Source organism: Micromonospora sp. NPDC048947, from assembly GCF_040649495.1.
GTDB classification, from domain to species: Bacteria; Actinomycetota; Actinomycetes; order Mycobacteriales; family Micromonosporaceae; genus Micromonospora; species Micromonospora alfalfae.
This window is the reverse complement of the sequence record NZ_JBEZFO010000012.1, coordinates 42009-56605: the sequence shown is the minus strand read 5'-3', so window position 1 is coordinate 56605 and position 14597 is coordinate 42009. Positions and strand designations below refer to the sequence as shown.

Annotated in this window: 11 protein-coding genes; 4 read left to right on the top strand and 7 right to left on the bottom strand. The window is 71.3% G+C overall.

The window, feature by feature from the left end; translation table 11 throughout:
- Positions 1 to 389: 389 nt before the first annotated feature.
- The gene (gene metH, locus AB0B98_RS18490; protein WP_357364001.1) at positions 390 to 3905 is read right to left on the bottom strand and encodes a methionine synthase; all 3516 of its coding nucleotides are present in this window, start codon (positions 3903 to 3905) and stop codon (positions 390 to 392) included.
- A 261-nt stretch (positions 3906 to 4166) separates the two neighbouring features.
- Between metH and AB0B98_RS18485 the strand changes: the two genes are divergently transcribed.
- From AB0B98_RS18485 to AB0B98_RS18475, 3 genes are all read left to right on the top strand, one after another.
- Positions 4167 to 5036 (top strand): PAC2 family protein, encoded by an 870-nt coding sequence (locus AB0B98_RS18485; protein WP_030332815.1) that lies wholly within the window; start codon positions 4167 to 4169, stop codon positions 5034 to 5036.
- 122 nt (positions 5037 to 5158) lie between these two features.
- Complete coding sequence (locus AB0B98_RS18480; protein WP_357363999.1) at positions 5159 to 5950, top strand: GntR family transcriptional regulator; 792 nt, start codon at positions 5159 to 5161, stop codon at positions 5948 to 5950.
- 617 nt (positions 5951 to 6567) lie between these two features.
- Positions 6568 to 7779, top strand: coding sequence for an acetylhydrolase (locus tag AB0B98_RS18475; protein WP_357363997.1), 1212 nt, complete (start codon positions 6568 to 6570; stop codon positions 7777 to 7779).
- A gap of 102 nt (positions 7780 to 7881) precedes the next feature.
- On the opposite strand, the gene mshC is transcribed toward AB0B98_RS18475, so the two are convergent.
- From mshC to AB0B98_RS18445, 6 genes are all read right to left on the bottom strand, one after another.
- Positions 7882 to 9120: a cysteine--1-D-myo-inosityl 2-amino-2-deoxy-alpha-D-glucopyranoside ligase gene (gene mshC / locus AB0B98_RS18470; protein ID WP_357363995.1), complete on the bottom strand. Its 1239-nt coding sequence runs from the start codon at positions 9118 to 9120 to the stop codon at positions 7882 to 7884.
- A 66-nt stretch (positions 9121 to 9186) separates the two neighbouring features.
- Complete coding sequence (locus AB0B98_RS18465; RefSeq protein WP_357363993.1) at positions 9187 to 10005, bottom strand: SCO1664 family protein; 819 nt, start codon at positions 10003 to 10005, stop codon at positions 9187 to 9189.
- Positions 10002 to 10583 carry a DUF3090 domain-containing protein gene (locus AB0B98_RS18460; RefSeq protein ID WP_238672182.1) on the bottom strand — a complete coding sequence of 194 codons (582 nt, stop codon included), beginning with the start codon at positions 10581 to 10583 and terminating at the stop codon, positions 10002 to 10004. Before AB0B98_RS18460 ends, AB0B98_RS18465 begins: the two co-directional genes overlap by 4 nt.
- A 145-nt stretch (positions 10584 to 10728) precedes the next feature.
- The gene (locus AB0B98_RS18455) at positions 10729 to 11442 is read right to left on the bottom strand and encodes a histidine phosphatase family protein (protein ID WP_357363990.1); all 714 of its coding nucleotides are present in this window, start codon (positions 11440 to 11442) and stop codon (positions 10729 to 10731) included.
- Between the two features lie 102 nt (positions 11443 to 11544).
- Entirely contained in the window at positions 11545 to 12381 is an 837-nt protein-coding gene (locus AB0B98_RS18450) for an undecaprenyl-diphosphate phosphatase (protein ID WP_238672170.1), read from the bottom strand.
- On the bottom strand, positions 12378 to 13430 hold the full coding sequence (locus AB0B98_RS18445) for an LLM class F420-dependent oxidoreductase (protein ID WP_030332780.1): 1053 nt from the start codon (positions 13428 to 13430) through the stop codon (positions 12378 to 12380). Before AB0B98_RS18445 ends, AB0B98_RS18450 begins: the two co-directional genes overlap by 4 nt.
- Before the next feature lie 186 nt (positions 13431 to 13616).
- On the opposite strand from AB0B98_RS18445, the gene AB0B98_RS18440 reads away from it, so the two are divergent.
- Positions 13617 to 14588, top strand: a complete 972-nt coding sequence (locus AB0B98_RS18440) for an aldo/keto reductase (RefSeq protein WP_238672169.1) — start codon at positions 13617 to 13619, stop codon at positions 14586 to 14588.
- Positions 14589 to 14597: the final 9 nt, after the last annotated feature.

Here is a 14597-nt window from a genome sequence, read left to right as displayed (position 1 = left end):
ATCTTGGGAACCCAACGAGGAGGCCATGCCGGCGGCGGCAACATTCCACCACCTACACCAAGGTCGTTTCGTGCACATTCGTAGTACTTGTCGCGGCACTTCTCCATCTCCTGAATTGCCGGCCGCCACTGCTCGGCCTGCCCCGGTTTGGTGGCAGGCGGGATGGCTCGCGCAACCACCCACGGACCGCAACACGCCGACGGGGTTGTAACCCTCTCGGAGCCCGAGCACCCCCGCCGGAGGCGAGTAACCGCAACCCCGCCACCGGCGGCCGCCAGTTCGCCGACGCGGCCGGCATGCGCTCCCCTACGCCGCGCGGGCTCGTGGCCGCGCGGCCCGGTAGCGGCCTTCCGGACGACCTCAGGTGCAGGTCAGGCCATCTGCGCCAGTTACTTGGCGTTGAAGTAGTTGGCCTCCGGGTGGTGGACCACTATCGCGTCGGTGGCCTGCTCCGGCATGAGCTGGAACTCCTCGGACAGCTCGACCCCGATCCGGTCCGCGCCGAGCAGATCCATGATCTTCGCCCGGTCTTCCAGGTCGGGACAGGCCGGGTAGCCGAACGCGTACCGGCAGCCCCGGTAGTCGTTGTGCAGGATGCCGGCCAGGTCCGCCGGGTCGTCGTGCCCCAGCGGACGACCGTCGGGCAGTGTCATCTCGGCGCGGATGCGCTGGTGCCAGTATTCGGCGAGAGCCTCGGTGAGCTGCACGGAGAGCCCGTGCACCTCCAGGTAGTCGCGGTATTCGTTGCGGGCGAACAGCTTCGCCGCGTACTCGCTGACCGGCTGGCCTACGGTGACCAGTTGCAACGCCACCACATCGAGCTGGTCGCCCTGGGGCCTGAAGAAGTCCGCCAGGCAGAGCCGCCGCTCCTGCCGCTGCCGGGGGAACGAGAACCGGGCGCGCTCCGCGTGCCCGTTCTCGTCGAGCACCACCAGGTCATTGCCTTCGGAGTACGCGGGGAAGTAGCCGTACACCACTGCTGCCTCAAGGACCTGGTCGGCGATCAGCCGGTCCAGCCAGTACCGCAGCCGCGGCCGGCCCTCGGTCTCGACCAGTTCCTCGTAGGAGGGTCCGCTGCCGCCCCGGACGCCGCGCAGCCCCCACTGCCCGGAGAAGGTGGCCCGCTCGTCGAGCAGCGCCGCGTAGTCGGCCATCGGCACGCCCTTGACGACCCGGGTGCCGAAGAACGGCGGGGTGGGCACCGCCACGTCGGCGGCCACGTCGGAGCGGACCGAGGAGTCGTGCAGCTCCGGCAACGACGTGGTGACCATTGAGCGCTGCCGTTCCCGGCGGGCCCGCCGGGCCGCGAGAGCCGCCTCCCGCTCGGGGTCGATCACCGGGGCGCCGCCACGCTTGGCGGTCATCACCCGGTCCATCAGGGACAGACCCTCGAACGCGTCCCGCGCGTAGTGCACCTGCCCGGGGAACATCGAGCGCAGGTCGTCCTCGACGTACGCGCGGGTCAGCGCCGCCCCACCCAGCAGGACGGGCCAACGCTCCGCTACCCCGCGGGTGGCCATCTCGGCCAGGTTCTCCTTCATGATGACGGTGCTCTTCACCAGCAGCCCGGACATGCCGATCGCGTCGGCGCGGTGCTGTTCGGCGGCGTCCAGGATGGCGCTTATCGGCTGCTTGATGCCGATGTTCACCACCTCGTAGCCGTTGTTGGACAGGATGATGTCGACCAGGTTCTTGCCGATGTCGTGCACGTCGCCGCGGACGGTGGCGAGCACGATGCGGCCCTTGCCGCCGTCCTCAGCGGTCTCCATGTGCGGCTCCAGGTAGGCCACAGCGGTCTTCATCACCTCGGCGGACTGGAGCACGAACGGCAACTGCATCTGGCCGGAGCCGAACAGCTCACCGACCACCTTCATGCCGTCCAGCAGGATGTCGTTGATGATCGACAACGGGGAGCGACCGCCGACCATCGCCTCGTCCAGGTCGGCCTCCAGGCCGTTGCGCTCACCGTCGATGATCCGCCGCTTGAGCCGCTCGTCCAGCGGCAGCGCCGCCAACTCCTGGGCGCGGCTGGCCCGGGCGCTGGTCACGTCGACGCCCTCGAAGAGCTCCAGGAACCGCTGCACCGGGTCGTACCCCTCGCGACGCCTGTCGTAGACCAGGTCCAGGGCGACCTCCCGCTGCTCGTCGGGGATCTTCGACATCGGCAGGATCTTGCTGGCGTGCACGATCGCCGACGTCAGGCCGGCCTGCACGCACTCGTGCAGGAACACCGAGTTGAGCACCTGCCGGGCCGCCGGGTTGAGCCCGAACGAGATGTTCGAGATGCCCAGTGTGAAGTTGACACCGGGGTAGCGGCGGGAGATCTCCCGGATCGCCTCGATCGTCTCGATACCGTCGCGGCGGGTCTCCTCCTGGCCGGTGGCGATCGGAAAGGTCAGCGCGTCGATCAGGATGTCGGAGCGGTCCACACCCCACCGGCCGGTCAGGTCGTCGATCAACCGCGCCGCGACCCGGACCTTCCACTCCTGGGTACGGGCCTGGCCCTCCTCGTCGATGAGCAGCGCCACCACCGCCGCGCCATGCTCACGGACGATCGGCATCACCCGCGCGTACCGCGACTCGGGGCCGTCGCCGTCCTCGAAGTTCACCGAGTTGACCACACAGCGGCCGCCGAGCATCTCCAAGCCGGCCTCCACCACGTTCGGTTCGGTGGAGTCCAGCATGATCGGCAGCGTCGACGCGGTGGCGAACCGACCGGCCAGCTCCCGCATGTCCTGGGTGCCGTCGCGGCCGACGTAGTCGACGCACAGGTCGAGCAGGTGCGAGCCGTCGCGCGCCTGGCTGCGGGCGATCTCCACACAGGCCCGCCAGTCACCGGCGAGCATCGCCTCCCGGAACGCCTTCGAACCGTTGGCGTTGGTCCGCTCCCCCACCATCAGCACCGACGCGTCCTGGGCGAACGGCACCGGGTGGTACACCGAGGAGACGCCCGCCTCGTGTTGGGGCTCGCGGGCCGGGGCGGTGACGCCGTGCAGCCGCTCGGCCAGCACCCGGATGTGCTCCGGGGTGGTGCCGCAGCAGCCACCGACCAGCCCCACGCCGTACTCGGTGATGAACCGCTCCAGGGCCTCGGCCAGCTCCACGGGAGTCAGCGGGAAGTACGCCCCGTCGGCGGTCAGCACCGGCAGGCCGGCGTTCGGCATCACCGACAGCGGGATGCGGGAGTGCTGCGACAGGTAGCGCAGGTGCTCGCTCATCTCGGCCGGGCCGGTCGAGCAGTTGAGCCCGATCAGGTCCACGCCGAGCGGCTCGATAGCGGCGAGGGCCGCACCGATCTCGCTGCCGACCAGCATCGTGCCGGTGGTCTCCACCGCCACGTGACAGATGATCGGCACCGACTGGCCCAGCTCGGCCATCGCCCGCTTCGACCCGACCACCGCAGCCTTGACCTGGAGCAGGTCCTGGCAGGTCTCGATGATCAGCGCGTCCGCGCCGCCGACGATCAGACCCGCGGCGTTCTCCTGATAGGCGTCGCGCAGCGTCGAGTAGGCGGCGTGCCCGAGGGTGGGGAGCTTGGTGCCCGGCCCGATCGAGCCGAGCACGAACCGGGGCCGCTGCGGGGTGCTGGCCGCGTCGGCGGCCTCCCGCGCGATCCTGGCGCCCGCCTCGGACAACTCACGGATCCGGTGCGGGATGTCGTACTCGGCGAGGTTGGCGAGGTTGGCCCCGAAGGTGTTGGTCTCCACGCAGTCGGCACCGACTGCCAGGTAGGCGTCGTGCACCCCACGCACCACGTCCGGGCGGGTGACGTTGAGGATCTCGTTGCACCCCTCCAGCCCGTCGAAGTCGTCGAGCGTGAGGTCCGCGGCCTGGAGCATCGTGCCCATCGCGCCGTCGGCGATGAGAATGCGATCAGCCAGCACATCCATCAATGAAGTCCGCACTCATTCAGGTTAGTGCGATTCGGTCGGACTCCACGACCGTCCTCGAGCGATCCCATATTGTGTCACGGGGATCACCATGTCCGGTTCGTTCGGGTATGACGTGCTGCCGGAGCGGCCGACCGGCGCGGCCGACGGGCCGCACCCTCGCCCTGCACGTAGGCTGGCGGACGTGAAGGACAACAGGGACGCCGCCGTGCCACACGGTATGACGACCGGGCGCGGTCCCGGCGCCAGCCGCGACGAGCAGGGTGAGGTGACGGCGTGACCGAGTTCGACGGACTGCCGGTGCTGCGGTCCCCGGTGGCGATCGCCGCGTTCGAGGGCTGGAACGACGCCGCCGACGCGTCCACCGCCGCGGTCGAGCACCTGGAGCAGGTCTGGAACGCCCGGCAGATCGCCGAGCTGGATCCGGAGGACTTCTACGACTTCCAGGTCAGCCGGCCCACCATCACCATGGCGGACGGGGAGACCCGACGGGTGGAGTGGCCGACGACCCGGTTCATGGTCGCCAGCCCGGAGGGCACCGACCGCGACGTGGTGCTGATCCGCGGCATCGAGCCGAGCATGCGTTGGCGGACGTTCTGCGAGCAGGTGTTGGAGATCTGCCACAGCCTGGAGGTGGAACGGGTGGTGCTGCTCGGCGCGTTGCTGGCCGACGTGCCGTACACCCGGCCGCTGCCGATCAGCGGCAGCGCCTCCGACGCGCAGGCCGCCGAGCGCTACCAGCTCACCCCCACCCGTTACGACGGGCCGACCGGCATCGTCGGCGTGCTGCACGACGCGTGCACCCGCGCCGAGGTGGACGCCGTCTCGTTCTGGGTGCACGTGCCGCACTACGCCAACAACCCGCCCTGCCCGAAGGCCACCCTCGCCCTGCTGCACCGGGTCGAGGAGGTCGTCGACCTGCCGGTGCCGATGGCCGACCTGGCCGAGGAGTCCGCCGAGTGGGAGCAGCGGGTGCGCAGTGCCGCGGAGCAGGACGCCGAGCTGGGCGAGTACGTCCGCGAGCTCGAAGAACGGGTCGGCGACGAGGGGATCACCCCGTTGACCGGTGACGAGATCGCCCAGGAGTTCGAGAAGTACCTGCGCCGCCGGGGCGGTTCGGCCGGCCCCACCGCCGGTTCCTGGTAGCACTGTTCGGCCGCGGGCCTTCGGACCTTTGTGGTCCGGGGGCCCGTTTTCGCGTGTCCGGGGTGGCACCGTCACACCCGCTAGGGCATCCTAGGAACCTAGATGTGATCAAGGAGGCGAGTGTGCAGATCAATCCCGGGGCCGCCGAGTTCCCGCACCGACAGATCGCCGCGCAGCTCAAGGCCCAGGTCCGCCGGGGCGACTGGGGGCCGGGCGAGCGGCTGCCGTCCATCCCGGCCATCGCCGAAATGTTCGGCGTCGCCAAGCAGACAGTGCAACGCGCCGTCGACCAGCTGCGGGTCGAGGGCATCCTGATCACCAAACCCGGCTCCGGTACGTACGTCCGAGGCACCCGCCGCCGCCTCAACCGCCTCTCCCGGGGCCGGTACGGCGGCTTCCGCGGCTACCACGCCGACCTGGCCGCCCGATACCGTCAACAGCTCGTCTCCGTGGGGCACGCCCCCGCCCCCGCCGAGGTGGCCGACGCCTTCGGCGTGTCCGACGGCACCAACCTGCTCTGCCGGCGGCACCTCGTCCGCACCGACGACTCCCCCGTCGAGGTCGGCGCCTCCTGGTTCCTGCCCCGCGACACCGCCGGCACTTCGCTGGAGCGCACCGAGGCGTTCGGCCGGCCGCTCTACCAGGAGGCCGAGGAAGCGACCGGACGGCGGTACGCCTCAGCCACCGACACGATCAGCGCCCGCCAGCCGAGCCGGGAGGAGGCCGAGACCCTCCAGATCCGGCCCGACACCCCGGTGCTGCACCTGCTGCACATCGCGTACGACGCGCACCGCAAGCCGATCGAGGTGTCCCAGGCGACCTGGCCCGGCCCCATGACCACCCTCACCGAGGAGTACAAGATCCCCGGCCCGACCCCCGACCCGGAACCCGACCCCGGCCTGGTCCTGGGCTAGCCGCCACCCCGCCCCACCCTCGAAGCCGCCCCGCCCCGCCCTGCCCTGCCCTGCCCTGCCCTGCCCTGCCCTGCCCTGCCCTGCCCTGCCCTGCCCTGCCCTGCCCTGCCCTGCCCTGCCCTGCCCTGCCCTGCCGATCTTGCAGATACTGTCGCCTCTATGCCCCGTTCCACCCCTTTTGACGGGACAGAAACCGCAAGATCCGCGCCAGTGCGGCGGGTTTCGGGGCGCAAGGGGCTCATCACACCCCGAGCGCCGTCGATCATGGAGTTATGGTGCCTCACGAAAGGTGCATAGCACCAGGAACCAGGCACCACGACTCCATGATCGACGTGGAGAGGGCAGGGCAAGGACTGGGCGGGGCGGGTTGGGTGAGCCGAGCGAGGCCGCGTGGGGCCAGGCCGGGCGAGGGCCAGGCCGGGCGAGGGCCAGGCCGGGCGAGGGCCAGGCCGGGCGAGGGCGGGTGGGGCCAGGGCGGGGTGGGTCGGGTTGGGTGGAACGGGCTGAGCGCGGGCGAAGCCGTTGCATCTATACACTCAGTATATATACTGCGTGTGTATTGCTCGATGGTCGGGCGGCTCGGTCCCGGCGTCGAGCGACCCTCTGGAGGTAGATCGATGCGAACCGTGAAGCCCGTCGGTGGACGGGGACTGACACGCCGTCGAGTTGTCGGAGCCGCGCTGGTGGCCGGGGTCGGCGTACCGATGGGGATTGCCGGTGTCGACGGCCGCGCCGTGGCCGCCACGGCCGGTCGGGGCCCGGTCCGGCTCACCCTGCCCCGGCCGACCGGGCCCCACCGGGTGGGTACGGTGGCGCTGCATCTGGTCGACCGTTCCCGACCGGAGCCGCTGGCGGGGCCGGGGCGGCACCGGGAGCTGATGGTGAGCGTCTGGTATCCCGCCCGGGACGTCCGGAATCATCCGCTCGCCCCCTGGATGACCGCCGCGTCGATGCGCATGCTGCTGGGCTCCGCCGGCTTCTCCCCCGACGCCGCGCTGGCGCCACTGACGGCCGGTCACGAGGGCGCGCCGGTGCGGCATCCGGGTCGGCGGTTACCGGTGGTTCTCTACTCGCACGGCGCCGGCAGCCACCGTTCGGACACCACGATCGTGGTGCAGGAACTCGCCAGCCACGGGTACGTGGTCGTCACTGTGGACCACACGTACGACGGGTTCAGCGAGTTCCCCGACGGCCGGGTCACCGTCCGGGAGGACGACTTCGACGCCACCCCGTGGACCTACACGCGCGACGTCCGGTTCGTTCTCGACCAAATCGCCGTTCTCGCGGCCGGGGGCAACCCCGACGTCGCGCACGCGCCGCTGCCACCTGGGCTGGGCGCCGCCCTCGATCTGAGCCGGGTCGGCATGTTTGGCTGGTCGAAGGGCGGCACCGCGACGGCCCTGACCATGGGCACCGACCGGCGGGTCCGGGCAGGGCTGAGCCTCGACGGCCCGATGCAGTCGCAGCCGCTGCCCACCGACCTGCACCGGCCGTTCATGTTGATGACGGCGGAGTTCACCCGGGCCGCGGAGCCCGCCGTCGCCGAGTTCTTCACGCACCTTCATGGATGGCGGCTGAACGTCCAGGCTGCGGGGGTGGTGCACTCGTCGTACGGCGACAATCAGTGGCTCGTGCCGCAGTTGGCACGGATCATCGGGATGAGCGATGAGGAACTCGTCGGCTGGGTCGGCACTCTCGACCCCGCCCGCGCGGTCCGTATCGGGCAGGCGTACCCGCTGGCGTTCTTCGACCTGCACCTGCGGCACCGGGGCGGTCATCTCCTGAGCGGCCCGAGCCGGGCCTTCCCCGAGGTGGCGTTCATTCCGTGATGCGCTGATCGACTCGGCTTCCTGGAAACCGGGGCATCGCACCGGCCGGGACACCCCGACATCCAGGAACCCGAGTCGATCACGGCAGAGCTAAACGCACGGTCAGAGGCGGATGCCCAGGAGGGCGTCGACAGTCTTCGCGAAGAGGGCTGGCGCGTCGGGGTCGTCGGTGGCGCCGGCGAGGGTGGCCTCGGCCCAACGGTCGGCCGCGGCCAGGGCTCCGGGAGTGTCCAGGTCGTCGGCCAGACGTGCGCGTACCTCGGCCAGCAGCTCAGCCCCGGACGGCCCGGCGGGCGCGGCGGCGGCCCGCCGCCAACGGTCCAGGCGCTCGTACGCGGCGGTGAGCAGGTCGTCGGTCCAGGTGCGGTCGCTGCGGTAGTGACCGGAGATCAGCGCCAGCCGGATCGCCATCGGGTCGACCTTGTCGGCGCGCAGCCGGGACACGAAGACCAGGTTGCCGCGGGACTTGGACATCTTCTCGCCGTCCAGACCGATCATGCCGGCGTGCACGTAGTGCTCGGCGAACGGCGCCTGGCCGGTGAGCCGCTCGGCGTGCGCGGCGGAGGCCTCGTGGTGCGGGAACAGCAGGTCGTTGCCGCCGCCCTGCACGTCGATCCGGTCGCCGAGCAGGTTGAGCGCGATCACCGCGCACTCGATGTGCCAGCCGGGGCGGCCCGGGCCCAGCTCGCCACCCGGCCAGGACGGCTCGCCCTCGCGGGCGCCGCGCCACAGCAACGGGTCGAGCGGGTCCCGTTTCCCGGCCCGATCGGGGTCGCCGCCGCGCTCGGGGAAGATCTCCAGCATCTGCTCCCGGGTCAGGTTCGACTCGTAGCCGAAGCGGGGCGTGGCGGAGATGTCGAAGTAGACGTCGCCGGTGCCGTCGTCGAGCCGGTACGCGGCGCCGTCCTTGAGCAGCACCTCGACCTTGTCGGCGATGTCCGGGATCGACTCGACAGCGCCCACGTAGTGCTCCGGCGGGATGATCCGCAGCGCCTCCATGTCCTCCCGGAACAGCGCCGTCTCACGCATCGCCAGGACCACCCAATCCTCGCCGTCGCGGGCGGCCCGCTCCAGCAGTGGGTCGTCAATGTCGGTGACGTTCTGCACGTAGCGCACCGGGCGGCCGGCGTCGCGCCACATCCGCTGCACCAGGTCGAACGTGATCATGGTGGCGGCGTGGCCGAGGTGCGTGGCGTCGTACGGGGTGATGCCGCAGACGTACATGCTTCCCGCGTCGGCCGGCTCGCTCGGGTGGACACCCTGCCGCGCCGAGTCGTACAACGCCAGTGGCTCGCCCCTGCCCGGCAGCCGTGGCACCTCGTGTCCCGCCCAAGACTCCATGGGATCAGCCTAGCCAGCCCGGCGACAACGCCGGAGCGCCCCACGGGTGATCAAGATGACAGCCTGTCACATGGGCGGCCAGGGCATCGCCGGCCAGTCCTCCGGAGGCTGGGGGAAGCATCCGGTCTCGCGCAGCCGGTCGACCCGGGCGGCCACCTCGGCCACCTCGCTGATCGTCAGATGGTCGGCCAACTCCGCGCCGAGCGCACCGGCGACCTGCCCGGCCAGCGCGTCGAGCATCTCCACGGCGTCCGCTGGCAGCCGCTTACCGGCCCAACCCCAGAGCACCGTGCGCAGCTTGTCCTCCACGTGGAAGCTCACCCCGTGGTCCACGCCGTAGATCCGGTCGTCGGCGCCGACGAGCACGTGACCACCCTTGCGGTCGGCGTTGTTGAGCACCGCGTCGAGCACCGCGAGCCGGGCCAGCCGTGGGTCGTCGGCGTGGGCGAGGGCGTACGCGGCGCCGTCGTCGTCCTGGGCCGCGGCGATCGGGATCCAGCGTGGCGGCAACTCCCCGGCGGGCAGGAAACCGACGAGCGGTTCGGCGTCCTCCGGCTCGTCGATCCACAGCTGGCAGGAGCCGGGGCCGAACGGGCCGTCCCGCAGCACCGTGGGCGGCACCAGGTCCCATCCGGTGGCCCGGGAGACCAGGTACGCCGAGACCTCCCGACCGGCCAGGGTGCCGTCGGGGAAGTCCCAGAGTGGGCGCTCGCCCCGGACCGGCTTGTAGACGCAGCGGGCGGTCAACCCGTCCAGGGTCAGGATGCCGCGCAGCGTCGTGTTCGACGCGTCGACCAGCCGACCCTCCAGGTCGAGGACGCCATCACGCAGCAGCCGCAGCGCGGCGTCGCCGTCCTGGCGAGGCTGGAGGCCGGACGAGGTCACCGGTGATAACCGTTGTGCCGCGGGCAAAGGTGCCCGGCGGGGTCCAACGGTTGGCCGCAGAGCGGGCACGGTGGCCGGCCCGCGTTGACCACTCGCCGGGCCCGCTCGATGAACTGGCGGGTCGCCTGCGGGGTGAGCCGGACCCGGAGCCGATCCAGGTCCTCGTCCGGCTCTTCGTCCTCGTCGTCGTCCTCGTCGTCGTCCTCGTCGCCCAGCTCGACCTCGGGCTCCACCTCGCCCGCCGCGATGGCCTCGATCACCACTGTCGCGGTGTCGACGTCGAAGGCCAGACCGAGCGTCCCGACCCGGAACTCCTCGTCGACCGGAGTGTCCAGCGGCTCGTTGTCGCCGATCACCGGCGCCAGCTCGGGCAGGTCCACCCCGAAGCGACGCTGCGCCTCGGTGAGCAGCTCCTCCAGCTTCTCGGCGAGCAGGGACACCTGGACCTTCTCCAGCGCGACGCTGACCAGCCTGCCGCCGCCGCGGGCCTGCAGGAAGAACGTGCGCTCCCCTGGCGCCCCGACAGTCCCGGCGACGAACCGCTCCGGCGGTTCGAAGGCGTGCACCTGGTGGGTCATACCCACGACCCTATCCGGCCCGCCCTGGCATCGCGCACCCCACCGACGCGAATCGCCACAGCGGCGGCGCGCCCGGCGTACCAGGGGTTACACCCGGGCGTGGCGGGCACCGAGGCCCCGGCCGACGGTGGTGCCGTGACGCGCCTCACCGCGACGCACCCGCTCCACCGCCGACGGCCGCGTCCGAGTCGGCCGCGCGGTTCGCGCGCCGACGCCGCTTGGCCGGCGGCGGCACCAGCGCCGCCAGGTCGCCACCGGTGTCGTTGAGCCGCACCACGAACGGACGCAGCGGCGTGAACCGGATCGCCGTCACCGACGCCGGGTCGGCCACAATCCGCTGAAAGGCATCAAGGTGTACGCCGAGCGCGTCCGCCACGATGGCCTTGATCACATCGCCGTGGCTGCACGCCAACCAGACCGCCTCGGGCCCGTGTTCGGCGTTCACCCGGGCGTCCCAGGCTCGAACCGCCGCCACTGCACGTGCCGCCATCGCCGCCATCGCCTCCCCACCCGGGAAGACCGCCGCGCTGGGGTGCTGTTGGACCACCGGCCAGAGCGGCTCCTTGGCCAGCTTCTTCAGCGGCTGCCCCTCCCAGCTGCCGTAGTCGCACTCGATCAGGCCGTCCTCGACCACCGGGGTGGCCTGCGGGAGCGCCAGTTCCAGGGTCTGCCGGCAGCGGATCAGCGGGCTGGTCACCACGGCGGCCAGCGGCACCGCCCGCAGCCGCTCGCCGACCGCTGTGGCCTGGGCGCGTCCGGTGTCGTCCAGCTCGACAGGCTGGCGGCCGGCCAGACCGCCGTCCGCGTTCGCTGTCGTCCGGCCGTGTCGCAGAAGCAGGAGGGTCGCCACGGTGACCACCCTATGACCTGGGCTCCCCACCGGGCCGCCGCGGGCGGCGGGTCGACGACCGCGGCCCCCGGCGCCGCTCGCGGGCGGAGCCAAGGGCCGTCGGCAGGTCGGTCAGGTGGCGTCGATAGCGCCGGTCAGCAACAGCGCCAGGACCAGGGTGCCCAGCGCCACCCGGTACAGCACGAAGACGTACAGGGTGTGATGCGCCACGTAGCGCAACAACCAGGCGATGGCCGCGTAACCGATGCCGAACGCGATGACTGTGGCAACGATCGTCTGGGCCACCGTGGGTACCGACGTGCCCGGGGCGGACGGTTCGAACACGTCCCCGAGGCTGAACACGCCGGACATCACCACCGCCGGGATGGCCAGCAGGAACGAGTACCGGGCCGCCGCCTCGCGGGTCAGGTTGAGCAGCAGGCCGGCGGTGAGGGTGCCGCCGGAACGGGACACCCCGGGCACCAGCGCCATGGCCTGGGCGAAACCCATCACGATGCCGTCCTTCATCCGGAAGTTCTCCAGGGTGCGGGTCTGCCGCCCCCAGTACTCGGCGAAGGCCAACACGAACGCGAACACGATGAGCGTGGTCGCCACCACCCACAGGTTGCGCCCGGCGGTCTTGATCTGGTCCTTGAACACGAAACCGAACAGCCCGATCGGGATCGAGCCGACGATCACGTACCAGCCCATCCGGTAGTCGAGGCTGGAGCGCACCGACTTGTCCCGGATGCCCACCAGCCACGTCCGGGTGATCCGCCAGATGTCCTTGGCGAAGTAGATCAGCACTGCCGCTTCGGTGCCGAGCTGGGTGACCGCTGTGAACGACGCGCCGGCGTCGCGGTCGAAGAAGATCGCCGAGGTGATCCGCAGATGCCCCGACGAGCTGACCGGAAGGAACTCGGTCAGTCCCTGGACGATGCCCAGAACGATTGCCTCGACCCAGGTCACTCGCCAACTCCCGAGAGGTCGAGAGCCTCGGCGACGGTACGCAGGGTCTGCACACCGCTGTCCCGGTCGGCCACGAAGAGGGTCACCGACAGCGTGGTGACGCCGGCCGCCGCATACTCCCGCATCCGCTCGGCGATGCGCTCCTTCGGGCCGAGCAGCGAGGTGCGGTCGATGAACTCCATGGGTACGGCGGCGGCGGCGTCGCGCTGGCGCTTGGCCAGGTACAGGTCCTGCACCTCCCGGGCGGCGTCACCGTAGCCCATCCGGGTGGCGAGCTGGTTGTAGAAGTTCTGCTGCCGGCTACCCATCCCGCCCACGTAGAGCGCGGCGTACCAGCGGACGAGTTCGGCGCAGGAGGCCACGTCGTCACCGATCACCACGGGCACCGACGGCACCACGTCGAAACCGGCCAACTCCTTACCGACCTTGGCCCGCCCGGCGCGCACCGAGGCGAGCTGCTCCTCGGCGAACTCCGGGGCGTAGAACACTGCCAGCCAGCCGTCGGCGATCTCGCCCGCCAACTCCAGGTTCTTCGGGCCGACCGCGGCCAGGTAGATCGGTATGTGCTCGCGGGGTGGGTGGAAGCCCAGTCGCAGGGCCTTGCCCGGGCCGTCCGGCAGCGGAAGCGTGTAGTGCTCGCCGTCGTACGCCACCTCCTTGCGGGCGATGGCCAGCTTGACGATGTCGACGAACTCGCGGGTCCGGGCCAGCGGCTTGGCGAAACGCACGCCGTGCCACCCCTCGGAGACCTGCGGGCCGGAGACACCCAGGCCGAGCCGGAACCGGCCGCCGGAGAGCGCGTCGATGGTGGCGGCGGTCATGGCGGTGGCCGCCGGCGTACGGGCGGGGATCTGCATCACCGCGGCCCCGACGTCGATCCGTTCGGTCTGGCCGGCCATCCAGGCCAGCATGCTGGGCGAGTCGGAGCCGTAGGCCTCCGCCGCCCACACCACCGAATAGCCCAGCCGGTCCGCCTCCTGGGCCAGCGCCAGGTGGTCGGCCGGTGTGCTCCACGCCGTCTGGTATCCGAGACTGAGCCCGAGTCGCACTGGTCCTCCCCCATCCGTGGCACAGGTCGCCCCAGGTTACGCAATGCCGATAACGGACTCGATCACCGGCTCGACCCCTTTGATCCCCCCTCCATCGGGGCAGCCCGAGGCGGCGGAACCGGCAGAACCGGCAGAGATACGGGAGCGAGGATATCCGTGGCGGCAGGTTCGAAATAAGGTTCACCCATGCAACAGCGACCGCTCGGCCGAAGCGGGCTGGCGGTTTCCCGGCTCGCGCTCGGCACCATGACCTGGGGCCGGGACACCGACGCCGACGATGCGGCCGCTCAGCTGAAGAGTTACCTCGACGCGGGCGGCAACCTGATCGACACCGCCGACGTGTACGGCGACGGCGACGCCGAGTCGGTGATCGGCTCGCTGCTGGGCTCCCTCGTCCCCCGTGAGGAGCTGCTGATCGCCACGAAGGCCGGGTTACGCCCCGGCAGTGGCCGACGTCGGGACGGCTCCCGGGGGCACCTGCTGCGCACGCTGGACGCGTCGCTGCGCCGGCTCGGCACCGACCACGTCGACCTGTTCCAGGTGCACGGGTACGACCCGGACACCCCCCTCGAAGAGACCCTGGCCGCCCTGGACCACGCGGTGGCCAGCGGCAAGGTCCGCTACGTCGGGGTGTCGAACTTCTCCGGCTGGCAGACCGCGCGGGCCGCGGCCTGGCAGACCGCCTGGCCGGGGCGGGCGCCGGTGGTCGCGTCCCAGGTGGAGTATTCGCTGCTGGAGCGGGGCGTGGAGCGGGAGGTGCTGCCCGCGTGCGACGCGCTCGGCCTCGGCGTGCTGCCCTGGTCGCCGCTGGGCCGGGGCGTGCTCACCGGCAAGTACCGGCACGGCCGTCCGGCCGACTCCCGGGCCGCGTCGCCGCACTTCGAGCCGTTCGTCTCGACCTACCTGGAGCCGCGCTGCTCCAGCATCGTGGAGGCGGTGGCCACCGCGGCCGGTGGGCTGGGGGTGTCGCCGCTGGAGGTGGCCCTGGCCTGGATCCGGGACCGGCCCGGCGTGACAGCGCCGATCCTCGGCGCGCGCACTGTCGGGCAGCTCCTCGGCGCGCTCGCGGTGGAACGGATCACCCTGCCCGAGGAGATCACCACCGCGCTGGACGACGTCTCCGCGGTGCCGGTCGGCTACCCCGAACGCGACGGCTGACCCGCCGGC